Below are 23,188 nucleotides of genomic sequence, written 5' to 3'. Positions count from 1 at the left end.
CTACGACCCGACGGTCGATTGCTGATTCTCGGGCACCGTATATACGCCGTTCTCCAATTGCAGCACCATGAATCCGTTATCGGAGCAGGCGACATACAGCTGGTTGCCGCGCCACTCCGGCGGCGAGAAACACCAGTCGGTGGAGACATCGCCGAAGGCGAGGTTGCCGGTGCGCGGCGTGAGCGCGTCCAATGGATCGAATTGACCCTCCAATACCGCGCGTGCGGCCGGTGGTGTGCTCATCAACGGCACACCGATGATCGACGCGAGGGCATGTGGCGAGTTCCACAGGCTCAGATTCTGGCCGGTTCGTGCGGGCGGATTGAAGTAGGCGATCTCGCGAATATTATGCGGATCGCGTACGTCGAAAATCCTGATGCCGGAGGAGATCCAACCGCACGCCAGGGCGGTGGGGTCGTCCGGGCGGTCGGCGGCACAGTAGTGCGATTCGTAGGCGAAGGCCGAACCGCCCATCGAACTACCGATATTGCTGTCGATGTTCTGCAGCAGATTGATCTCCAGCTTCACCTTCCCAGCCACCTTCGGTGCGGTGTCGTTGGAGATATCGATGAGTTTCACACCGCCGGAACCACCTTCGTCGACGGTGTATAGGTAGGGCTTGCCGTCATAGGTCACCGGGACGCTGTGCTGGGTGGCCCAGCCGTCGGTCCAGAAGGTGCGGCCGATATGGGTGACCTGCGGGTTGGGATCGCGGCGCTGAACCGCGCTGATATCGAGCACGGTGAATCCGCCGAGCGCGGAAAGATACATGCGGTTGCCGTCGGCACTGATGCCGAAGCCGTGCGCCTCGATGCCGGTCAGCCCCTGCCAGATGACATGCGGATCGGCCGGATCGGTGAGGTCGACCGCGCTGACGAAACCGGGCGCGACACCCGAGGCCCAGTAGGTGCGCCCGTCGGGGGACCAGCCGCCCTCGTGTGTGGTGATCGGCAGCGGCATCAGCAGATTCGTGCCCGGCCCCGGATTGAGCAGCTTCGGATACGCACAATCGGAGACGTCGTAGACCGACAGATAGCCGACGCCCTCGCCGACCGGCACGCCGGTCCCGACCAGGAGTTTGCGTTCGGTGTTGACCTTGAGGCTCTCCCAGGTGCCCGCGAGCATCGCGGGTTCGGTCAGGGTGACCGTCGGGCGCGGATGTGCCGGATCGGAGACGTCGAGTACCTGGACGCCGCGGCCCTCGCTGATCAGGTCGCCGGGGAAGAAAGAACCCAGATAGGCGCAGTGGTCGAAGCTGGTGGAGGTGATGCCCGCGCCGCGTCCGGCGTAATTGCCGACCATCGACATATTGCAGGTGTAGCCCTGGGTGCTGCGCCGACTGTCGCGGTCGGCGGCCGAAACATCGCCTTGCAGCCCGGTTTCCGGCATCGATCCCGGTCCGCAGTCCGCCCTGGGTACCGAGGTCCGGCCGACATCGAGGAATTCCTGGACCGCGGTGGCGATATCGGATTGCAGATCGGCCGATGCGCTGCTGGGCAACATCATTGCGGCCACGATCGTGCTGGCGAACAGGGCCAACGCGCGGGCACCACGCAGTCTCGGCTTCGGGTGCATCATTGCATCCCAACTTTCCTCATCATGGGCACAGACTGCGCCGACTCAGACGGAGTGTGTACTGACTGAATGGTAGTAACAGGCAGTAACTTACAGCTGGGTTTTGGCTAAAATGCCAGGTAATTGATACATTTCGCCGCAACGCTCAGCTGGCGGTCAGTGCCTCGGTGTCATCTGTCAGCAGTGATGTGCAGACGTCGAGCAGCGACTGTCTCAGTCCCGTCGACCGCTCGGCCAAGCTCGACTGCGCCCGGACGTATTCGGCACGCCCGGACGGTGTTTCGATGCGGATCGGCTCGTAGCCGTAGTCGGTGAGGTCGTACGGGCTCGCGCGCATATCGAGTTCGCGTGCGGCGCAGGCGAATTCGAAATAGTCGAGCAACAGGTCGGAGGAGATGAGCGGGGTCAGTTTGAAACCCCATTTGTAGAGGTCCATATTCGCGTGCAGGCAGCCGGGCTGTTCGCGGGCGACCTGGTCGGCGCGGGTCAACGGTTCCGCATTGCGACCGACCGCGTCCGGGGTGAAGAAGCGGAATGCGTCGAAGTGGGTGCAGCGCAGAGACATCGATTCGACGACCGCATCGGTACCGGTGCTGCCCAAGCGCAGCGGCACCTGTTCGTGGCGGACCTCATCGGTTTTGTACACCATCGCCCACTCGTGCAGGCCGAAGCAGGACAGCTGCGCCGGGCGGGATGCCGTGGCGCGCAGCAGTTTTGCGATGAACTCGATGGTGTCGCGACGCCGCCCGATGAACGCGGGGTCGGCGGTATGGACACCCGCGCCGGAAGGTATGTCATGCCGGTGATACCCGCGAGCCCCGTCGTAATCCCGCGCGCCCGCCAATGCGACACCGAATCCCGGGTGCCAGCGCCGCAATTGGGCGGGCTTGTGTCCGTAGTAGGTGAACAGGAAGTCGATCACCGGATGTGACGACCCCGCCGCGCGCCGCTCGAGATACGGTCCGACGAGCTCGTCCAGCCGAGCCCGGTGCGCGGCGGCCCTGGTCCGCCACTCGGACTCGGCCAGCACGATCATTCGATCACCCGGTGCGTCCCGTCGCGCACGGTGCCGACGAACTCTTCCACCAGATCCTCGAGCGCCACAATGCCCACAGTATTTCCACGAGTGTCCACGACACGGCCGAGGTGGGAGTTGGTGCGGCGCAAGCGGGCCAGCGCCTCGTACAGGGGCGTACCGGCGCTGACCGTCGGCAGTGGACGAATATCGGTGCGCGGGATGGGTGTATTCGGTCCGGCGCTTTCGTCAGCGACCTTGTCGAGCACATCCTTGACATGCAGATACCCGACCAGCGAACCGTCGCTCGCGCGCACCGGATACCGGGAGAAACCGGTTTCGGCGACCGCGGTTTCGATATCGCCGAGCGTGGTGCCATTGCCGCGCAGCGGAACCGAGCGGGCCGTCGCCAGCTGCACCATCACATCGCCCACCACCCGATCGGAGGTGCCGAGCGCCTGGGTGAGGCGACGGTGCTCTTCCTCGTCGAGCAGGCCCTCCGAACGGGATTCACCGATCATCTCGGCGAGCTCGACACTCGAGACCGTCGCCTCGAGCTCATCCTTCGGCTCGATCCGCAACATGCGCAGCGACAGATTCGCCGCCAGGTTGTAGAGGGCGATGAGCGGGCGCGCCAAGCGCAACCACATGAGATGCACCGGAACCAGCAGCAGCGCACTGCGTTCCGGTCCGGCCAGCGCGATATTCTTCGGAATCATCTCGCCGAACAGAATGTGCAGGATCACCACGATCGCCAGCGCGATGGCGAAGGCCACCGGATGCAGCAGCTGTTCGGGCAGGCCGACCAGCTCGAACGGCCCCTCCAGCAGATGCGCGACCGCGGGTTCGCCGACCCGGCCGAGCAGAATCGAGCAGATGGTGATGCCGAGCTGCGCGGCGGCCAACATCATGGACAGGTTCTCACCGGCCCGGATCACCGTGTGCGCCTTGCGCTTGCCCTGTGCGGCGAGCGCTTCGAGACGGTCCCGGCGGGCCGAGATGAGCGCGAATTCGGCTGCGACGAAGAAGGCATTGCAGGCCAGCAGCACGACCGTCAAGAGGACACCGAGGAGATCACCCATGGCTGTTCTCCTTCAGCACGGCGGCCGCGACCGGGACCAGCCGGATCCGATCGATACGCCGCCCATCCATCCGTTCGACCTTGGCGATCCAGCCGCCGTCATCGTCGTTCGGATAGCGATGCGAGGACCGTGGATTCGGCAGGATGACCTCATCACCGGTCACCGGGATGCGGCCGAGCCGGGTGAGCACCAGACCGCCGAGGGTTTCGTATTCGCCCTCCGGCGCGTCGTAACCGGTGGCCCGGGAGACCTCGTCGATGCGTAGCAGCCCCGAGCAGTCCCAGCCGTCGGCGACCCGGCGGACATCGCGTTCTTCCTCGTCGTGCTCGTCGCGGACATCGCCGAGGATCTCCTCGATGAGATCCTCCATGGTCACGATGCCCGCGGTGCCGCCGTATTCGTCGACCACCAGCGCGACCTGCATGCCGTCGGCGCGCACCCGCTCGAGCACCTCGTCGCCGTCGAGGCTGGCCGGCACGATCGGGACCGGCCGGGCGAGCAGATGCAGCGGGATGGTGTTGCGGAGATTCGCCGGATGGGTGAACGCCTGTTTGACGTGCACCACGCCGAGGGTGTTGTCCAGATCGCCGTCGATGATCGGGAAGCGGGAGTAACCGGTGCGGCTGGCGGCCGCGATCAGATCGGCGATGGTGTCGGACTTGTCCAGGGATTCGATCTTGACCCGCGGCGTCATCAACTCCTCGGCGCTGCGTTCACCGAATTGCAGCGAGCGATCGACCAGCTGCGCGGTGCGGTGGTCCAGCGCGCCGCGCAGTGCGGAGGTGCGCACCAGCGAGCCGAGTTCCTGCGGGGAGCGCGCCGAACGCAGCTCCTCGGCCGGTTCCACGCCCAGGCGCCGGACCACCCAATTCGCGGTGCCGTTGAGGAAGTGGATCATCCACTTGAACACCACCGAGAAGGCGATCATCGGGCCCGCGGTCACCCGGGCGGTGCCGAGCGGCTTCGATATCGCGATGTTCTTCGGCACGAGCTCGCCGTAGATCATCGACAGCGAGGTGGCCAGCAGCAACGCCAGCGTGAGCGAGATACCGTGCGCCGCACCCTCGCTCAGACCGAGCGCGGTGAACAGCGGCGACAGCAGCCGGGCCAGGACGGGTTCGGCGATATAGCCCGTGATCAGCGTGGTGATGGTGATACCGAGCTGCGCTCCGGAGAGCTGGAACGACAATGTGGTGTGCGCCTGCCGGACCATGCGCGAGCGGGCGTCCCCGACCGTGCGCACATGCGATTCGACGGTGCTGCGTTCCAGAGCGGTGAGCGAGAATTCGGCGGCAACGAACAACGCGGTGCCGACGGTGAGTGCGATGAACCCGATCAGGCTGAGCACGGTGAGCACGACGGACATCGTCAGCACCACCTGCGAAACATGCGATGAGCTGAATCGGATCGGGCGGCTGTGGGAAGGAGGGCGCCGGGTTTGTCACCCGGCTCGGTAGAGGAGCCCTCCTGTGCGGCGCCCTCGGACGCGGGTGACAACTTGTTCCTCTCGGCAAATGGGTTTGTGTAACCGGAAACCGGCAACCACTATGCTACCGGCCCACGCGCGTGCCCGCGTGGGCCGGTATTGCTGTGTTGATGGCCGCGCCTCCGGCGCGGCGTGTTCGCGGCCCCCTGGTGTCTCGCGTCCGAGCCGTCGAGACTCGCGACTTCGTCGCATGCGCTTCGACGGCTCGGACGCGAGACGGGCCGTGGACGGGTTGCTCGTAAGACTCGCTCCGTTGTGGTGTCTGATGGCGGGTCGTTCGGCATCTGATGCGCGCGCGTGGAGACTCGCGACTTCGTCGCATGCGCTTCGACGGCTCGGACCCGAGACGGGCCGTGGACGGGTTGCTCGTAAGTCTCGCTCCGTTGTGGTGTCTGATGGCGGGTCGTTCGGCATCTTATGCGCGCGCGTCGAGACTCGCGACTATGTCGCATGCGCTTCGACGGCTTGGACGCGAGACGGGCCGCGGACGGGTCGCTCGTAAGTCTCGCTCCGTTGGGGTCGGCTGGGCAGGAAGGGCCGGGCTATTATCCGTTGCTCGGCTACCAGCCGGACGGCAGCGGGCGGCCTTCGGCGAAACCTGCGGCCGATTGCACGCCGAGCACCGCCTTGTCGTGGAACTCGGTGAGGCTGCGGGCACCCGCGTAGGTGCAGGCGCTGCGAACGCCGGAGCAGATGTGGTCGATGAGGTCCTCGACGCCGGGGCGTTCCGGATCCAGGCGCATGCGCGAGCTGGAGATGCCCTCTTCGAACAATGCCTTGCGGGCGCGGTCGAAGCCGCTGTCGGTGGCGGTGCGGGCGGCGACGGCGCGCTTGGAGGCCATGCCGAAGCTTTCCTTGTAGGCATTGCCGTCACGGTCGACGCGCAGGTCGCCGGGGGATTCGTAGGTGCCTGCGAACCAGGAGCCGATCATCACATTGGACGCGCCCGCGGCCAGTGCGAGAGCGACGTCGCGCGGGTGCCGGACCCCGCCGTCGGCCCAGATGTGCACGCCGAGTTCCTTTGCGGCGGTGGCGCATTCGGCTACCGCGGAGAACTGCGGACGGCCGACGCCGGTCATCATGCGGGTGGTGCACATGGCACCGGGGCCGACACCGACCTTGATGATGTCCGCGCCCGCAGCGGCCAGATCGCGGGTGCCCTGCGCGGAGACCACGTTGCCCGCGACCAGCGGCACACCGAGGCCGAGATCGCGGATGGCGCTGAGGGTTTCGAGCATCTTGGCCTGGTGGCCGTGTGCGGTATCGATGACGAGCAAGTCCGCGCCTGCGTCGACGAGCGCCTTGGCCCTGGCCGCCACGTCGCCGTTGATGCCGACCGCGGTGGCCACGCGCAACTGGTTGTTGGCGTCCACATTGGGTTGGTAGATGCCTGCGCGGATGGCTCCGGTGCGGGTCATGACGCCCGCGAGGCTGCCGTCCTCGGCGATGAGCACGGCGAGTTGCGCGTGCTCGGCCTCGAGCAGGTCGAACAGATCGCGCGGCGAGGTGCTGGCCGGTGCCTGCACGAAGTCGGTGACCGCTACATCGCGCAGCCGGGCGAACCGGTCGACATCGCTGCAGGATGCCTCGGTGACCACACCGACCGGCTTACCGCCGTCGACGACCACCACGGCACCGTGAGCGCGCTTGTGCATCAGGGCGACGGCCTCGGAGACCGAACGTTCCGGATCCAGTGTGACCGGGGTATCGGCGGTGAGCGAGCGGGTCTTGACGAAGGCGATGGTTTCCGATGCCGCGGCGATCGGAAGATCCTGCGGTAGGACGACGATGCCACCGCGACGGGCGACAGTCTCGGCCATCCGGCGTCCGGCGACCGCGGTCATATTCGCGACGACAATGGGGATGGTGGTGCCGGACCCGTCTGTGGTCGAAAGATCCACGTCGAACCGTGACGCGACATCCGTCCGATTCGGGACGAGGAAGAGGTCGTCGTAGGTCAGGTCGTACGGCGGCTGATGACCAGGGAGAAACTGCACTTAACCGATTCTAACCGGTGCGCCGCACTTCCGTGCAATCACCCAGCATTCCCTCTGCGCCGGTGTGCACCTGATCTCGAGCCGTGCCTGTCACGCGTCGGCTTGGGCACGGGAGAGTTGGATTGTGGTCGCGCACATGATGATTACGGCGACGGTGATCACCGCGAATCCGATGTGGTCGGTGCGGAAGCGTTCGTCGAGGACGGTAATGCCGATGAAGGCGGCGGCCAGGGGCTCGGCGATGGTGACGGCGGGCAGCGATGCGACGAGGGGGCCGGATTGGAAGGCGCGCTGCTGGAGGTAGAGCCCGGTCAAACCGGAGGCCACCAAGGCCCAGGTTTGCCAGCTGCCCAGCACATGGATGAGGCCGCCGTCGAAGAGTTCGGTCACGTACTCGGTGAGCGCGGCGGCCAGTCCGAACAGGGCGCCGCCCGCAGTGCCGAACAGGAGTGCGCGCCGCGTCGGGTCGGAGGTCCCGAGGCCGACGACGACGGCCACCGCCAGCACACCGAGCAGGGCGGCGAGCGGCGGGATCCAATCACGCAGGGGCGCATTGGTATTGCCCTCGGTCGGATCGCCGATGATCAAGAAGGCGGCAAGGGCCCCCGCGAGTGCGACGGCGGTCGCCCAGGTGCGCGGGGTGATGCGGCGGCGGTTGATGCGGGCGGAGAGCGGGAGCGCGAAGACCAACATGCTCACCAGAATCGGCTGGACGAGCAGCACCGCCCCCAGAGTGAGTGCGGCGACCTGCATGGCGTAACCGCCCGCATCCCCGATGATTCCGCCCCACCAGCGCGGATTGCGCAGCAGTGAGCGCATGAGCGATTCGTCCTCGGGAACCGCGGCCGCCGCATGCTGCTGCGCGACCGCGGCGACCGCGAAGAGCAACGCCGCGATCAGCGCACAGACGACCGCGCCCACCTGATGATTCGCCACCTGCTCAGTTTGCCCCGCGATTGCGGGCGCTCGGCACCCCCTGTGCCCGCCCGGCGCGTCGACGCGGACGCCCGGGCGTGTCGCCGCTGGTCGCAGCGGTGCGACCGGACCCGGCACCACGACCTGAAGTGGCCCCTGCACCATGGCCGGCAGACGTAGCGCGCGCGGGTGAGCCCGTGCCGTGGGCCGCCTTGGCCGACCCGGCAGCCCGCCCCGGCGCGGCCGATGTCGTGCTCGCGGTCCGCCCCGGAGCCGTGTTCGCAGACCCCGCGCTCCGGCCTGGGGCAGCCGTCGCCGCTGCTGTGGTTCGACCCGCGGCAGGGGCGGCCGTCGTCCCCCGACCCGACGTTGCGACACTGCGCCGATTCGAAGTCGCGGTGGAGCTCGACGAACCATCCGAGGATTTCTTCGCACCCCCGGCGCGACCACTCGAACCGGCACTACGCCGCCCGGCACCGGCCGAGCCCGCACCGCCCGAGCGTGCGCCGCGGCCACGACCGCCGGAACCCGGACCGGACCGGCGGCTCGACCTACCGACCTTCAACTCACCCTCGTCACCCACCGTGACCGCCGAGTTCGCCGCGACGATCGGTACGCCCGACGGCTGCTTCGAGCCGGTGATCTGGCTCAGGCGCCGATCGTTCGGACGGACCTGCACGCCGTCGACATCGACGCCCGCCTTGCGGGTCATCTTCTCGACCTCGGCGCGTTCCTCCTCGGTGACCAGCGTGACGACGACGCCGTCCTCACCGGCGCGTGCGGTGCGGCCCGCGCGATGCAGATACGCCTTGGATTCCGCGGGCGGATCGACGTGCACGACAAGGGAAATCCCGTCCACATGGATGCCGCGCGCGGCCACATCGGTGGTCACCAGCACCGGTGTCGTACCGTCGGCGAATGCGGCCAGCGTCCGCACGCGGTTGTTCTGTGCCTTACCGCCGTGCAGCGCGCCTGCCGCGATTCCGGCCGCCCGCAACTGCTTGGCGAGCCGGTCCGCACCGTGTTTGGTGCGCACGAACATGATGGTCAGCCCATCGCGGGCGGCGATCTGCGCGGTGATCTCGCGCTTATCGGCCTTGCGCAGGTACAGCAGATGATGCGACATCGTCGCGACCGAGGCCGACGGCGGCGCGGTGGAATGCGTGACGGGGGAGCGCAGGTAACGCTTGACCAGTTTGTCGACTTCACCGTCGAGGGTGGCCGAAAACAGCAGGCGCTGACCATCTTTCGGCGTCCGGTCGAGCAGTTTGGTGACCTGTGGCAGGAACCCCATATCGGCCATGTGGTCGGCCTCGTCCAGTGCGGTGATCCGCACATCGGACAGGTCGGCGGAGCGCTGGTTGATCAGATCTTCCAGCCGTCCGGGCGTGGCGATCAGCAGGTCCACTCCGCGCGCGAGCCGGTCGGCCTGCCGCTTGATCGGTGCGCCGCCGACCACCGAAGCGACTCGCAGGCCGAGCGACAATGCCGCGCTGTCCAGTGCCTTTTCGATCTGGGCTGCCAGTTCCCGGGTCGGCACCAGCACCAGACCGCGCGGACGGCCCGGCTTGGCCTGCGCGCCCGCGAGCAGTGCGAGCATCGGCAGCCCGAAGGCCAGGGTCTTGCCGGAGCCGGTTGGGCCGCGTCCGAGCACATCCTTACCCGCCAGCGCATCGGTCGCGGTCGCGGCCTGGATCGGGAACGGGGCCTCGATGCCGTCGCGGCGCAGCGCCTGGACGAGCACGGCGGGTAGGCCCAGCTCCGCGAAGGTGGTGGCAGGGGTGGAGGAGGTCAACGGGGTTGTGTGCCTTTCATGTCTCGGCGCGGGCGGATCCGGGCACGCGTGGTGCCGCCGAGATGGTTGGGCCCGGTCATCGGGATGCGGTAGGACCGGGTGTGTCGGGGAGAACCGGAGGAATCAGTTACGCAGCAGTCGATCCAGTTCGACCAGCCAGGGTACCGCGACGGCCATGGTCGGGACCACCAGGATGGCCGCCGACCCCAGATACGCCGCCGAGGCCACCCGAATATCGCCGATCCGGCCGCCCAGGCGCTGGATGCGGATCAGGGTGGTCGGCCCGCCCGCGGCGAGCGCGCCCTGCGGAGCGGTGGATTTCGCGCACGCCACCAGGGCGCGGGCCAGGGGCTTCGGGCCGGTCACCTTCACCGCCGAATCGTCGGCGAGCAGTTCGATCAGCAGTTTCACCGAGCCGAGTGCGGCCTTGCTGCGCACCACCCGGGGGAAGGCCTCGTGCACTGCGGTGAATGCCTCGAGCACCAGATCGTGCCGGGCGCGCAGATGCGAGCGCTCATGGCTGACGATGGCGGTGACCTCGGCGTCCTGCAGGCTGGTCAACGTGCCTTCGCTCAGCACGACCCGCTGGCGCAGGCCGGGCAGACAGTAGGCGATCGGCTCGGTCGAGGCGAGGACCCGGATATCAGCGGCGCGGCGCTGCGGTCCGCTCTGGTCGAGCAGATCGACGAGCATGCGGTGGCGCGCCCGGCGCCTTCGGGTGTGCACGCCGACGCGCACGATCGCGTACATCAGCCGCGCGCCGACGAGCAGGGTCAGCGCGAAGACGAAGACATAGGCCAGCCACAGTGGCAGTCCGAGCGCGTCGATTTCCCGGGCCGGGGAGGTGGTCGGGCGACCGTTCGGTCCTGGGACGAGTAGTTGGGCGGCGATGGCCAGGCCCGAGCCGAATGCGCTGAGCACGGCGGCGAGCGCGATGGCCTGCCATAACACGAGCGCGGCGCGCGGAGTCCGATACGGCCAGGTCGCGCGGCTCAGCAGCGCTGGGGCAGGCCCCGCGAGAAGCAAAGCGAGACCGGCGAAGACCGGCGCGGTTGCGTTCATCGACTCAGCTCACTGCGTTGTGGGGCCAGGGTCTCACCTCGTTGTGAGGCCAGGATCCCAAGACTACTGCTTCGGCGGCGCAGTATCTTCGGATGCCTCGAGCTTAGCGAGTGCTTCCCGCAGCGCGTCCGTATCGTCCCTGCCGACCTGTTCGACGAAATGCACGAGCGCCGCCGCGCGGCTGCCCGCCACATCGGCCTGCTGCAATGCGTCGACCATCAAGCTGGCCACCAGTTCATCACGGGTGTGCACCGGGGCGTAGCGGTGGGCGCGGTCATCGCGGCGCTGGACCACCAGGTTCTTCTTCGCCAGCCGTTGCAGCACCGTCATCACCGTGGTGTACGCGAGCTCACGGCGGGCGGCCAAAGCCTCGTGTACCTGCCGTACGGTCTGCGGCTCGTCACTGGACCACAGCTGATCCATGACCGCCTTCTCGAGTTCACCAAGTCCTGCCATTCCACAAGTTTACGGACTCAACGACACAATTGCGTACTACACCCCGTCGTAACTACCTGATAGCTGGTGTGTCATTTGTCATACCCGGGCAAAACGTGCCGGGTTCCGATGGGCACGATCATCGGACGGCCGGAGACCGGATCCTCGAGGACCGAGGCGTCGAGATCGAAGACCTCGCGCAGCAGCGCGACATCGACGATATCGGCGGGCGCGCCCTGGGCGACGATGCGTCCGTCGCGCATGACGATGAGGCGGTCGCTGTAGCGAATGGCCAGGTTGAGATCGTGCAGCACCATCACCACAGTGCGGCCGAGGTCGTCGTGCAGCCGGTCGATCAGATCCAGGACCTCGACCGAATGCGCGAGGTCGAGGTAGGTGGTCGGCTCGTCGAGCAGCAGGATGTCGGTGCCCTGGGCCAGTGCCATGGATATCCAGGCACGCTGGCGCTGCCCGCCGGACAACTCGTCGAGTGAGCGATCGGCCAGGTCGGCGATGCCCGTCGCCGCGAGTGCGGACATGACCTCGGCCTCGTCGGTGGCCGACCACTGCCGGATCCAGGACTGATGCGGATGACGCCCGCGCGCAACGAGATCCGCGACGGTGAGCCCCTCGGGCGCGACCGGCGACTGCGGGAGCATGCCGATGACGCGTGCCACATCCTTGGTTTTCATCGTCGAGATCGCTTTGCCGTCCAACAGGATTCGACCCTGTCGCGGACGCAGCAGGCGCCCGAGCGAGCGGAGCATTGTCGACTTGCCGCAGCCGTTGGGGCCGATGACGGTGGTGACGACGCCGGGTGCGATATCGATATCGAGGCCGTCGACGATGACGCGGTCGCCGTAGCCGAGGGTGACTTCCTGTGCGGAGAGCCGCGTATCGCTGGTCATGACAGGGTCGCCTTCCGATTCATACGCACGAGCAGGTAGAGCAGGAACGGTCCGCCGAAGGCGGCGGTCACGACACCGACCGGCAGATCGACCGGAAACAGCGTGCGCGAGGCCACATCCGCGCCGACCACCAGGATGGCACCGATGAGCGCGGAGCCGATCAGTGGTTCGCCGGGAGTTCGCAGCAGGCGGCGTGCGATCTGCGGTGCGGCGAGCGCCACAAAAGTGACCGGGCCGACAGCCGCCGTGGCGACGGACGCGGCCACGACCGCTGCGCCGATCAATAGCGTTTGCTGGGTCTGGATCCGCACGCCGAGCACGCGGGTGGTGTCGGTGCCGAGACGGAGTGCGGCAAGGGTTCGCGCGGAGCCCACCGCGACCACCACGACGACGGTCAGGGCCAGCGCGGCCGGGACGATTTTCGTGCGGTCCGCGCTGTTGAGCGAGCCATTGAGCCAGAGTTGCGCGCGAGCCGCGTCCTGCAGGCTGGCGCGGGTGAGCAGAAAGCTGATGCCGGACAACAACAACGCGTTCACCCCGATGCCGATCAGCACGAGTCGCAACGGCGTGACGCCGCGGTCGCCGGTCGCACTGCGACCCCAGGCCAGCAGGTAGATCACGATCGCGGTGAGCAGACCACCACTCAGCGCTGCCAGCGGTGTGCCGACACTCGCGGCGAGTCCGGTTGTCGCGCCGCCGGTTCCGACCAGTACCGCGACTGCGCCGAGGCTCGAGCCGGTGGTGATGCCGAGCACATCCGGCGCGGCGAGCGGGTTGTGCAGTATCGATTGGGTGATCGCACCCGCGATGCCGAGTGCCGCACCGACGACCGCGGCGGTGAGCGCGCGCGGCAATCGGGACTCCAGCACGATGAAGCGCTGGGATCGAGTGCCGCCCCCGCTGAGCACATCGAGTACTCGCCCGATCGGAATGTGGGTATCGCCGAGGGCGATATCGAGGCAGAACAGTGTGAGCACGGTCGCGGCGAGCGCCAGAACCAGGAGCGCCATGGTGGGGCGCAACACAATCGACACTGGACCGACGCGCAGGGCGGGGCGGATGTGGCGCAACGCCGGCGGAGTACTGCTGGGCCCGGTCGCGGTGTTATCCGGGGAGATTTCGTCGATGATTCGTTCGCTCATGGATGCTCCCCGGTGGCCCGCGAATTCGTGCGCGGCGGTCGCTGTGGCATCGCCCTCACAGGCTCACCAACTTCTTGCGACGAACGAGCAGAATGAAGAACGGAGCACCCAGGGCCGAGATCATCACGCCGACCTGTACTTCGCCGGGCCGCGCCACAATTCGCCCGACCACATCGGCGACGAGCAGCAGCAATGCACCGAGCAGTCCGGAGTACGGGATCAGCCGGCGATAGTCGGGACCGGTGAAAACCCTTGCGACATGCGGCACTATCAATCCGATGAATGCGATCGGGCCGACCGCCGCTGTCGCGGCACCGCACAGCAACACGATCGCCGCCAGGCCGAGCGCTCGGCTGCGTCCGACATGTACCCCGAGTCCGCGGGCGACCTCGTCGCCGAGGCTCAGCAGATTCAGGCCCGGCGCAGCCGCGACGGCCAGCACAACGCCGATCGTCAGGAACGGCAGCACCTGCCAGAACACCTCGGCGTCGCGCCCGTTCACCGTGCCGACCACCCAGAATCGGTAGGTGTCCAGCGCAGCATTGTCCATGAGCACAATGGCATTCGTCATCGCTTGCAGGAATGCGGTCACCGCGGCGCCGGCCAGCACGAGGCTGAGCGGACTCGCCTTGCCACCGCCGATCGCGGACACACCGAACACCACCAGCCCGGCGATCAGCGCCCCTGCGAAGGCGAACCAGATGTACTGCTCGGGTGCCGTCAGCGCGAACAGGTAAATGCTCAGTGCCGCAAGGAAGGCCGCGCCTGCGTTCAGACCGAGCAGGCCCGCGTCGGCGAGTGGGTTGCGGGTGTAGCCCTGGATCAGCGCACCCGCGATGCCGAGTGCAAGCCCGGTCACCAGCCCGAGTGCGGTGCGCGGCAGGCGAAGTCCGCGCACGATCTCCTCCGCGGTCGACCCGGCGGGACAGGTGAACGGCCCGCCCGGGCAGCTGAGGGCATTGTGCACGGCGTCGTAGACGGTGCCGGGGGACAGTGATCGGGTGCCGATGGCGATGCCGGCCACGGTGGCGATGAGGAGCAGTGCGGTCAACGCGACGAGTCCGAGCCGGCGACGGCGCGCCGTATTCGTTCGTCGCGCCCCCGGCGCGATGGTGCCTGATGCCGTCACGGCGACGAACTACTCCTGACTCGATATCTGGTATCCGATTGCTAGGTCTGGTAAGCCTAACCTATCTTTTCAATCCGACCCCCACCCATCACGGAGCCGACCCGAGGAGGTTCGATGTCCGAGCCAGCCACGACCTACATGCCTCGCCAGTCCCAGGTGGCATTCGGTAGGGCCTGTGCCCGGTTGCGCTCGTTGCAACCCGAACATCCGCGGGTATATGCGGTGGCCGCCATGTCCGAGCAGGGCAAACGACGCTGGTGGCGGCTGGCCGACGGATTGCGCGAGGGGCGGATCGAATTGATGTACCGACGGCATGCCGCGGAGATGATCAGCGCCGACACCGCCGCCGAGGTGGTGGCGACCGCGCTGATCCACGCGGTGATCGGCCGGGTGGTCGCGCTGCTGGTGGCCGAGGGTCGGGTCTGGGATCCGGGTCTCGAGAATCTGTGGCTCCATACCGACAATGACGGCGGCATCGACTGGGCGGGTCTGGCGGACACCACGATTCGGGTGCTCGACGGTGATCGGCTCGCAGGACAGGCTGGGGTCGTCACGTTGCCATGCGAGCGGGCGATGTACGTCTGGCTCGCGCATCGGTGTGAGCCGTCGTTGCGGTTGATTCAGCGGACATTGGCGGGCTGCGCAGGGCTCGGCGAGCGTCGATTCTGGTCGCTGGTCGGTGAATCCATAGTCGGCGCGGCCACTTACGTGCCGGATCTGGCGCGGACGGATTCGCTGGTCGGTGCGCGCCGGGGTGAGGGGTTGCTGTCGACGCTGGAAGAGCGTGGTTTGCCGGTGCGACGCGTTGTGGGTTGCCTGGTTCGATAGGGCCCAATCGGGTGAGCGGCTTGCTCGGCTACCGGCAGCGTCTCGGTGGTCACCGCGATGAATCGGCGTGGTTGCCGGTTGCGTGCCGAGCCGGTCCATCGGCCGTGTCGACGGTCGGCGCCAGTTGGGCGTGGAATCAGTTCTGGCAGAAAGTGTCTGGCCGTCCGCATGGCCTTGATCGAATGCATTGCCGCGAGCGGAATCCGATACGGCAGGAGTTGCTTACTTAGGTAAGCCTGACCTATAGTAATTTCGGCGTTGGGATCGGCCGAGTGTTCCGGAGGGCTGCCGAGAACCCCCGATCCACTGCCGCGGCGGGCTCCATGTGCGTGTGGAGCCCGCCGCTCTGTCTCCGCGAGCGAACGCCGGGAAGTAGCCGTCGTGCGAGGGCCCGGGCGCCCTGTGCCAAGGTGAATGCATGACACAGCAGGAAGTTGCCCAGTTCGAGTCGCTGGCCGACGTGACGCCCGAGCTGATGACCGAGCTCAGCAAGAACACCTTCACCGATCTCATCGGCCTCGAATTCACCGAGGTCACGCCGGATCGGGTACGCGGCGAGTTGACCGCGGGGCCGCAGCTGCTGCAGTTGGCCGGCATTGTCAACGGCGGCGTGTACTGCACGGTCGTCGAGACCCTGGCCAGCGTCGGCGGTGGGGTCTGGTACAACGCCCAGGGCAATAAGGGCACCGTGGTCGGGGTGAACAACAACACCGACTTCCTGCGCTCGGTCCGCGACGGCAAGGTCTTCGGCGAGGCGACCCCGCTGCACCGCGGCCGCCTGCAGCAGCTGTGGCAGGTCGTGCTGACCGATGGCGAGGGTCGCACGGTGGCGCGCGGTCAGGTCCGGCTGCAGAACCTGCCCGCCCGGGATTGATCGGCGGTCCCGGAACGGGCGTGCCAGAATGACCGTCACCCCGATCCACGAGCGCTGAGGAGCCCGGATGCGACTGTCGCCGCACGAGCAGGAACGGCTGCTGCTGAGCTACGCGGCCGAACTGGCCCGGCGTAGGCAGGCGCGCGGGCTCAAGCTGAACCATCCGGAGGCGGTCGCGCTGATCACCGATCATGTGCTCGAGGGTGCGCGCGACGGACGCACGGTCGCGGAGCTGATGTCTTCGGGGCGAACGGTTCTCACGCGTGCCGATGTGATGGACGGGGTGCCGGAGATGATCCACGACGTGCAGGTCGAGGCCACCTTCCCGGACGGCACCAAGCTGGTCACCGTCCACCATCCGATCGGCTAGGGCGACCATGATTCCCGGTGAATACCTCTGCGCCGAGGGCGCTATCGAGCTGAACGCGGGCGCCGACCGCATCGAGCTCGATGTCGTGAATACCGGCGACCGACCGGTCCAGGTCGGCAGCCATGTGCATTTCCCGCAGGCCAATGCCGTGCTGCGTTTCGATCGAGAGGCCGCGCACGGACGTCGGCTCGATATTCCTGCCGGTACCGCAGTGCGCTTCGAACCCGGTCTCGGCCAACGGGTTTCGCTGATTCCGCTCGGTGGGGCGCGCGAGGTGCACGGCATCAGCCTGAATCCCCCCGGACGTTTGGACGGTGCGTCATGAGTGAGCTGAGCCGTGCGCGCTACGCCGAGCTGTTCGGTCCGACCACCGGCGACCGCATTCGCCTGGCGGATACCGATCTGCTGATCGAGATCACCGAGGACCGCAGCGGCGGACCGGGACTCGCCGGCGATGAGGCCGTCTTCGGCGGCGGCAAGGTGCTGCGCGAATCCATGGGCCAGGCCCGCGCGACCCGCGCCGACGGCACCCCCGACACCGTGATCACCGGTGCGGTCATCATCGACCACTGGGGAATCATCAAGGCCGACGTAGGCATTCGCGACGGCCGCATCAGTGCCATCGGCAAGGCGGGTAATCCGGACACCATGAACGGAGTGCATCCGGATCTGGTGGTCGGCCCGAATACCGAGATCATCGCGGGCAACGGCCGCATCCTCACCGCGGGCGCCATCGACTGTCATGTGCACTTCATCTGTCCGCAGCTGATGGACGAGGCACTCGGCGGCGGCATCACCACATTGATCGGCGGCGGCACCGGGCCGGCCGAGGGCAGCAAGGCGACCACCGTGACGCCCGGATCCTGGCATTTGGCCCGGATGTTGGAGGCCACCGAGTCCTGGCCGATGAATATCGTGTTGCTCGGCAAGGGCAATACTGTCAGCGCCGAATCCATGTGGGAGCAATTACGCGGTGGCGCAGCGGGTTTCAAGCTGCACGAGGATTGGGGTTCTACCCCGGCCGCCATCGATGCCTGTCTCACCGTGGCTGATGCGGCGGGTGTGCAAGTGGCGCTGCACTCGGACACCTTGAACGAAGCCGGATTCGTCGAGGACACGCTCGGCGCCATCGCGGGCCGCGGCATCCACGCGTATCACACCGAGGGTGCGGGCGGCGGGCACGCACCCGACATCATCACCGTCGCCGCACATCTCAATGTGCTACCCAGCTCGACCAACCCGACCCGGCCGCATACCGTCAATACCCTCGACGAACACCTGGACATGCTCATGGTGTGCCATCACCTCAGCGCGTCCATCCCGGAGGATCTCGCCTTCGCGGAGAGCCGGATTCGGCCCTCCACCATCGCCGCGGAGGATCTCCTGCACGATCTCGGCGCGATTTCCATGATCGGCAGCGACTCCCAGGCCATGGGCCGCATCGGTGAGGTCGTCATGCGCACCTGGCAGACCGCGCATGTCATGAAGCGCCGCCGCGGCGCGCTGGCCGGCGACGGCGCCGCCGATAACGCCCGCGTGCGGCGCTACATCGCGAAATACACCATCTGCCCGGCCATTGCCCACGGACTCGACCACGAAATCGGTTCGGTGGAGGTTGGCAAGCTCGCCGACCTCGTGCTGTGGGATCCGGCCTTCTTCGGGGTCCGCCCGCATGCCGTTCTCAAGGGCGGCGCGATCGCCTGGGCCGCCATGGGCGATGCCAACGCCTCCATCCCCACGCCGCAGCCGGTGTTGCCGCGCCCCATGTTCGGCGCCGCACCACTGGCCGCCGCCGCGACCTCGTTGCACTTCGTCTCCGAACAAGCCATCCAGGACGGCCTCGCCGACCGCTTGGGCCTGCGCCGAAAACTGGCTCCCGTCAAGAACGTTCGCCGCGTCACCAAGGCGGATATGCCGAACAATGACGCCATGCCACGGATCGAAGTAGATCCGGACACCTTCACCGTGCGCATCGACGGCGAGGTCTGGACCGAGCAGCCCGCCACCGAATTGCCCATGGCCCAGCGCTACTTCCTGTTCTGATTGCCGGTGCGGGGAAGGGCTGGTTGGCGGGCAGCGGCTCGACATCGTAAGGTCGGTCCCGGCGTTGGGGGCGCAGCATTCGTGACCCCCGAACACGGCACTGCCGTAGGTGCCACGATGCGAAGGGGATGAAGTTGCTGAGCGGTGACCCAGGTCAGGCGGCGGACGAACTCGCCAAGTGGGCCGAGAACCTCGAGCGCAAGGCTCAGCAGTATCAGAGCCTGCAGGGCCGCATGGCCACCGTGACGGTGACCGAAACATCGAGCGACAACCGGATCTCCGTCACCGTCGACGCCAACGGTGTACCCACCGATATCAGGCTGTCGTCGGCGGCACGTGGCATGGACCCGGCCGTCATCTCCGGCGAGATCATGTCCTGCATGCGGCGCGCGCAGGCGAAACTGCGCAATCAGGTCACGAACATGGTGCACGACGCGGTCGGCGACGACGCCGCCGGTGCGGCGATCATCGGCCAGTACGCCGATCGCTTTCCGGACGTCGATCCCGTCGATCCAGTTCCTGCCCGGGTACCCGAGCCGCCGGTGTACAGCCCACCGCCCACCAGCTTCCAGCCCGAACCGCCGCCATCGGGAACGCGCAAGCCCAATCGCGATGACATCGTCGTGCCGGACGAGCCGACCGAAGAGGATCTGTACTACCAGCGCAAGTCCTGGCTGGAATAGGGCGTTCGAACCGAACGACCCGGTTCCATTCGGATCGGATGGAACCGGATGTCCGGTGGCAGCGTCCTAGTCAGAGGGCCGTCATTCGACGGCGCGAATCCGAGGTACGGCCAGTGAGGACGATATGGGCAATTCAGATGGGGTGCACGTCGACCCGGATCAGTTGCGCGACCATGCGCGGAAGGTGGAGCAGGCGATCGAGGGGGTGCCGTTGTCCCGCGAGGCCGCCGACTACCTGGCTCAGGCGGATGACGGATACGGATTGCTGGTGGGGCCGTACGCCAAGTCGGTGTTGAATCCGCTGCACGACCGGATCACCGAGAGCCTGCGCACATTGACCGAGGAGACCGAATCGTTGCCACGCAAGCTTCGTTTCGCCGCGGACTCCTTCGAGAACGTCGACCAGAGTCGAGCCGACGGCACAGATCGTCAGCGCGAGCAACTCGAACAGCAGGGGTAGTCGATGGCGTACGAGAATTCGGTCGGCAAGTTCCTCAACGAAGACGCGCCGCCCCTGCCCGGGCAACTGGACAATTTCGACGACGATGCGCGCCCGGACAACGAGTTGCTCGAAAACGGTGTCGACTACCGCGAGGAGTACTACCAGGAGGATGCGACCGTCTTCCGGAAACTCGGGTTGCCCGAGGGAGCGAAGAAGGGGGAAGACGGCGAGACCGAAGACGCCGACGCGGGGATTCTCAGCGGCACTTCGGTCGGCGACGCGTTCGAAGCGGGCCACAAGTTCGAACTGGCGCTCAGTGGCGAGGACACCGGCCAGAATCTCTACGAGGGTGCCATGAAGGCGTGGGCGGCCGCCGCCGACGTCAAAGAGCTCGCGAGTATCGGCTCGGATCTGGTCGGTGGCAGAGCTCTCGCGATATTCGACCCGTTCAACTTCGTCGGCGGGTTGCTCATGGGGTGGATGCTCGAACATGTCGAGCCGATGCGGAAATCGCTGGACTCGCTGGCCGGTAATCCCGATATGGTGTCGGCCTACTCCGACTCGTGGGACAACATTTCGGAGCGACTGAAGGAGGTCGCGGCGACCTGGTCGACCGAGGTCAAGCAGGGCACCGCGGCGTGGACCGGTGCCGCCGCGAACGCCTATCGGGCGAAGGCGGACGCACACATGGCGTCGATCGCCACCCAGGCCGCGCTCGCCGATTCGCTGAGCAAGGTGAACAAGAAGATGGGTGAGCTCGTGGACGGGGTTCGCGGCATCGTCACCGAGATCTTGAACAGCCTGGCCGGCGTTCTGGTCGAGATCGCCGCCATCCTCATCGCATCCGCCGGAACCGCATCACCGGCGCTCATTGCCCGTGCGGTATTCGAAATTTCCACGGCGACCATGAGCGTTTCCCGAATGCTGCTCAAACTGACCACCGCGCTGATCAGCCTGGGCGCATTGCTCCGTGAAATGATCAAAATTGTCACCGCGGTCACTCAGATCGAGCTGGAGGCGGCGAAAGCGTAACAGCTCCAAGCGGTTTCGTATCGATCAGTGCAGAGCACCCGATGACCGGATGGTCTGGGTGATGATATCGGCGACGCCGCGCATGCCTTCGAGGGTGGGGTGGTAGGGAACCAGGGTTTCGGTGGCGACGATGGGGTCGAACCAGCGGATTCCAGCGGGCGCGCACATGTCGTGCCCGATGGATTGCGGGCGGGTGTCGATATAGGTCGCACCCGCGGCGGCTTCGCGAGCGACGACACCGTCGAGGCGGTCGAAGTCGGCCTGGATGGTGGCGGCGTCGGCGGGGCGCAGGCCGATCAGATCGGGGCAGCCGCCGTCGCGGACGTAGGTCGGCCAGCCGTCGACGAAGATCCTCGCATTGGGGGCCAGCGACGAGATCCGATGCAGGGCAGTCGAATACGCAGCCGCGATGCTGTCGATCGCAGACGCCGCGGTCTTCACGATCGCTCCCTCGTCCGCAATAAAAGTGATACGGCTTGGTCTCAGTTCTTGGGCACGCTACTGCGTGAGCGGTGCGGCCCGCAAGGTTTCCGGGAACACGGGTGTCGGCTCCTGGAGTTTCGGCGGTATCCGGGCACCCGGTGGCAGACTTCATGGCATGACGACGTTCGAGTGGGCCGACGTGGACAGCTACATCGTGGACTCTCTGGTGGGAGGCGAAGATTCGACCGCGACGGCATTGGCGGCGAATGCGGCGGCCGGACTGCCCGCCATCGACGTATCGCCGGCGCAAGGGAAGTTCCTGCATTTGATAGCGCGGTCGATCGGGGCGCGGCGGGTGCTCGAAATCGGCACGCTCGGCGGATACAGCACGATCTGGTTGGCGCGGGCGGTCGGTAAGGACGGCCAGGTCATCACCCTGGAATTCGAGCCGCGGCACGCGCGGGTCGCGCGGGAGAATCTGGATCGGGCCGAGGTCGGGGACCGGGTCGAGATCCGAGTTGGTGCGGCGCTGGACAGTCTGCCCGTACTGGCGGAGGAGGATCCGGAGCCGTTCGATCTGGTGTTCATCGACGCCGACAAGGTCAACAATTCGAACTACGTGCTCTGGGCGCTGCGCCTGACCCGGCCGGGCTCGGTGATCATCGTCGACAATGTCGTGCGCAATGGCGCTGTCGCCGACGACCATTCGGACGATCCGGCGGTCCAGGCCAGCCGCGATCTGGTGGACCTGCTCGCCGCCGAGCCAAGCCTCGACGCCACCATTGTGCAAACCGTCGGCAGCAAGGGGTGGGACGGTTTCGCCTACGCCGTGGTCAATGGTGAGGCCCTCGACTGATCCGGCAGCTCGGATCTCCGGCGCGCGATTTCGCCGGTGATCCGGGCGTGGGGGCGGCGGATGGGGCGTGATTGGATGGAACCGAACAGCGGCGGGGTGCGTCATAGACTTCGAGCGACGTGTGATGGCTGGAACGGGAGGCCTTGGTGGGACGACGGACGACGATGACCGTGGTGGCGGTGGGGATGCTGTTGGTGGTGACCGGCTGTGGATCGACGAAGGGTGGGACGGCCACGCCGAGCACCGGAGCTGGTGGCACCTCGGCCGCGACTGCGGCGCTTTGGGATCCGTGCACGCAGGTTTCGGATCAGGTGCTGCAGAAGGTCGGGGTTGTTCCGTCCACGAAGAAGTCTGGTGTGGCGGGCGTCGAGGAACCAGGTTGGAAAGTTTGCGCGTGGAACAGCGCCCCGTCGCTGTGGGATTACACCGTTACGGTGTACTCCACGATCCACAACGTTGATGAGTACAAAAAGAAAAAGGAGAACGTCGACTTCGTTGGCATCAAGGTGCAGGGGCGCGATGGCTTCCGCTTCCATACGACCAACGACAAGGACAATGAGGACTGCGACTTGGTTTTTCCAGCCGCACAGGGTGCACTGCAGATCTCCGTATTCAAAGCTTCGCCGAACAAGCCGGTCGTGGCATGCGACCAAGCGATGGTGGCAGCCGACACGCTTGTTCCGCTCTTTCCGCGTTGAATTCAGGGGGTAACCGTGTCCATGCAAGAAGAAAAGACGCGCTGGCAGTACCTGTCCGGGGAGGCGGAGGCTGGTCGGCTATATCTGGACCCGTCCGTTGCGAAGAGTTGCCGCGACGCATGTAACCGTCAGATCGACCTCTATACCGCGCTGCGCAGTGACCTGAAGATTATGAGCCGCGTGACTGGTCTCGGACGTTTCCATTGCTCCGAGGCACTGGCTGAGATGCTGGGGGCGAAGGCAATCGGCGGCGACGGCGACGTCGACACCGCGCTCAAAGAGCACATCGAGGTGGTAACCCTCATCCGCGACACCATCCAAAAGTCCGTGGACAAGCTCGAGGCGCAGGACGAGTCCTACTCGAAGCTCTTCAAAAACTGAAAAGAACGGGGGAACAG

At 66.6% G+C, this 23,188-nt stretch carries 23 protein-coding genes and 1 pseudogene; 11 read left to right on the top strand and 13 right to left on the bottom strand.

What is annotated here, in order from left to right:
• The 12 genes and pseudogenes from ACQPYR_RS25565 to ACQPYR_RS25510 form a co-directional block, all read right to left on the bottom strand.
• Positions 1-1,575 carry an LVIVD repeat-containing protein gene (locus tag ACQPYR_RS25565; RefSeq protein ID WP_433635242.1) on the bottom strand — a complete coding sequence of 525 codons (1,575 nt, stop codon included), beginning with the start codon at positions 1,573-1,575 and terminating at the stop codon, positions 1-3.
• 145 nt (positions 1,576-1,720) lie between these two features.
• Positions 1,721-2,611 carry a 3-methyladenine DNA glycosylase gene (locus ACQPYR_RS25560; protein WP_433621478.1) on the bottom strand — a complete coding sequence of 297 codons (891 nt, stop codon included), beginning with the start codon at positions 2,609-2,611 and terminating at the stop codon, positions 1,721-1,723.
• Positions 2,608-3,672 carry a hemolysin family protein gene (locus ACQPYR_RS25555; protein WP_433621477.1) on the bottom strand — a complete coding sequence of 355 codons (1,065 nt, stop codon included), beginning with the start codon at positions 3,670-3,672 and terminating at the stop codon, positions 2,608-2,610. Before ACQPYR_RS25555 ends, ACQPYR_RS25560 begins: the two co-directional genes overlap by 4 nt.
• Complete coding sequence (locus tag ACQPYR_RS25550) at positions 3,665-5,038, bottom strand: hemolysin family protein (protein WP_433621476.1); 1,374 nt, start codon at positions 5,036-5,038, stop codon at positions 3,665-3,667. The genes ACQPYR_RS25555 and ACQPYR_RS25550 overlap by 8 nt, the downstream gene beginning before the upstream one ends.
• Positions 5,039-5,718: 680 nt before the next feature.
• Positions 5,719-7,155, bottom strand: a complete 1,437-nt coding sequence (locus ACQPYR_RS25545; protein ID WP_433621475.1) for a GuaB1 family IMP dehydrogenase-related protein — start codon at positions 7,153-7,155, stop codon at positions 5,719-5,721.
• A gap of 90 nt (positions 7,156-7,245) precedes the next feature.
• Positions 7,246-8,091, bottom strand: coding sequence for a DMT family transporter (locus tag ACQPYR_RS25540; RefSeq protein ID WP_433621474.1), 846 nt, complete (start codon positions 8,089-8,091; stop codon positions 7,246-7,248).
• Positions 8,092-8,521: 430 nt separating this feature from the next.
• Positions 8,522-9,865 (bottom strand): annotated as a pseudogene (locus ACQPYR_RS25535) (DEAD/DEAH box helicase); the annotation flags it as partial.
• Positions 9,866-9,988: 123 nt separating this feature from the next.
• On the bottom strand, positions 9,989-10,927 hold the full coding sequence (locus ACQPYR_RS25530; protein WP_063037376.1) for a M56 family metallopeptidase: 939 nt from the start codon (positions 10,925-10,927) through the stop codon (positions 9,989-9,991).
• Positions 10,928-10,990: 63 nt separating this feature from the next.
• A complete protein-coding gene (locus tag ACQPYR_RS25525) occupies positions 10,991-11,383 on the bottom strand; it encodes a BlaI/MecI/CopY family transcriptional regulator (protein WP_040689937.1) in 393 nt (130 codons plus the stop codon).
• A gap of 71 nt (positions 11,384-11,454) precedes the next feature.
• Positions 11,455-12,270: an ABC transporter ATP-binding protein gene (locus ACQPYR_RS25520; protein ID WP_433621473.1), complete on the bottom strand. Its 816-nt coding sequence runs from the start codon at positions 12,268-12,270 to the stop codon at positions 11,455-11,457.
• Entirely contained in the window at positions 12,267-13,412 is a 1,146-nt protein-coding gene (locus tag ACQPYR_RS25515; RefSeq protein ID WP_433621472.1) for a FecCD family ABC transporter permease, read from the bottom strand. Before ACQPYR_RS25515 ends, ACQPYR_RS25520 begins: the two co-directional genes overlap by 4 nt.
• Positions 13,413-13,467: 55 nt before the next feature.
• A complete protein-coding gene (locus ACQPYR_RS25510; RefSeq protein ID WP_433621471.1) occupies positions 13,468-14,541 on the bottom strand; it encodes a FecCD family ABC transporter permease in 1,074 nt (357 codons plus the stop codon).
• A gap of 114 nt (positions 14,542-14,655) precedes the next feature.
• Between ACQPYR_RS25510 and ACQPYR_RS25505 the strand changes: the two genes are divergently transcribed.
• From ACQPYR_RS25505 to ACQPYR_RS25470, 8 genes are all read left to right on the top strand, one after another.
• Entirely contained in the window at positions 14,656-15,369 is a 714-nt protein-coding gene (locus ACQPYR_RS25505; RefSeq protein ID WP_433621470.1) for a hypothetical protein, read from the top strand.
• A 475-nt stretch (positions 15,370-15,844) separates the two neighbouring features.
• Positions 15,845-16,243, top strand: a complete 399-nt coding sequence (locus tag ACQPYR_RS25500; protein WP_433635241.1) for a PaaI family thioesterase — start codon at positions 15,845-15,847, stop codon at positions 16,241-16,243.
• A gap of 67 nt (positions 16,244-16,310) precedes the next feature.
• Positions 16,311-16,613, top strand: a complete 303-nt coding sequence (locus ACQPYR_RS25495; RefSeq protein ID WP_387292824.1) for an urease subunit gamma — start codon at positions 16,311-16,313, stop codon at positions 16,611-16,613.
• A gap of 7 nt (positions 16,614-16,620) precedes the next feature.
• Positions 16,621-16,938, top strand: a complete 318-nt coding sequence (locus tag ACQPYR_RS25490) for an urease subunit beta (RefSeq protein ID WP_433621469.1) — start codon at positions 16,621-16,623, stop codon at positions 16,936-16,938.
• Positions 16,935-18,656 carry an urease subunit alpha gene (locus tag ACQPYR_RS25485; protein WP_433621468.1) on the top strand — a complete coding sequence of 574 codons (1,722 nt, stop codon included), beginning with the start codon at positions 16,935-16,937 and terminating at the stop codon, positions 18,654-18,656. The genes ACQPYR_RS25490 and ACQPYR_RS25485 overlap by 4 nt, the downstream gene beginning before the upstream one ends.
• Positions 18,657-18,784: 128 nt before the next feature.
• Positions 18,785-19,339 carry a YbaB/EbfC family nucleoid-associated protein gene (locus ACQPYR_RS25480; RefSeq protein ID WP_433621467.1) on the top strand — a complete coding sequence of 185 codons (555 nt, stop codon included), beginning with the start codon at positions 18,785-18,787 and terminating at the stop codon, positions 19,337-19,339.
• A 124-nt stretch (positions 19,340-19,463) separates the two neighbouring features.
• Positions 19,464-19,799 (top strand): type VII secretion target, encoded by a 336-nt coding sequence (locus tag ACQPYR_RS25475; RefSeq protein WP_433621466.1) that lies wholly within the window; start codon positions 19,464-19,466, stop codon positions 19,797-19,799.
• Between the two features lie 3 nt (positions 19,800-19,802).
• Positions 19,803-20,813, top strand: a complete 1,011-nt coding sequence (locus tag ACQPYR_RS25470) for a hypothetical protein (protein WP_433621465.1) — start codon at positions 19,803-19,805, stop codon at positions 20,811-20,813.
• Positions 20,814-20,837: 24 nt separating this feature from the next.
• Here the strand turns inward: ACQPYR_RS25470 and ACQPYR_RS25465 are convergent, their stop codons facing one another.
• The gene (locus tag ACQPYR_RS25465) at positions 20,838-21,254 is read right to left on the bottom strand and encodes a hypothetical protein (protein ID WP_433621464.1); all 417 of its coding nucleotides are present in this window, start codon (positions 21,252-21,254) and stop codon (positions 20,838-20,840) included.
• Positions 21,255-21,411: 157 nt separating this feature from the next.
• Between ACQPYR_RS25465 and ACQPYR_RS25460 the strand changes: the two genes are divergently transcribed.
• The 3 genes from ACQPYR_RS25460 to ACQPYR_RS25450 all read left to right on the top strand — a co-directional run bounded on the left by ACQPYR_RS25460 (position 21,412) and on the right by ACQPYR_RS25450 (position 23,171).
• Positions 21,412-22,092, top strand: a complete 681-nt coding sequence (locus tag ACQPYR_RS25460) for an O-methyltransferase (protein WP_397047331.1) — start codon at positions 21,412-21,414, stop codon at positions 22,090-22,092.
• A 164-nt stretch (positions 22,093-22,256) separates the two neighbouring features.
• Positions 22,257-22,790, top strand: coding sequence for a DUF3558 domain-containing protein (locus tag ACQPYR_RS25455; RefSeq protein ID WP_433621463.1), 534 nt, complete (start codon positions 22,257-22,259; stop codon positions 22,788-22,790).
• 15 nt (positions 22,791-22,805) lie between these two features.
• The gene (locus tag ACQPYR_RS25450) at positions 22,806-23,171 is read left to right on the top strand and encodes a hypothetical protein (protein ID WP_433621462.1); all 366 of its coding nucleotides are present in this window, start codon (positions 22,806-22,808) and stop codon (positions 23,169-23,171) included.
• The last annotated feature ends 17 nt before the right edge of the window (positions 23,172-23,188 follow it).

It is taken from the genome of Nocardia sp. CA-120079 (assembly GCF_050955745.1).
In the GTDB taxonomy this organism is placed as follows: domain Bacteria; phylum Actinomycetota; class Actinomycetes; order Mycobacteriales; family Mycobacteriaceae; genus Nocardia.
Note: the sequence above shows the minus strand (reverse complement) of the source record. Positions and strands in the feature narration are given on the sequence as shown.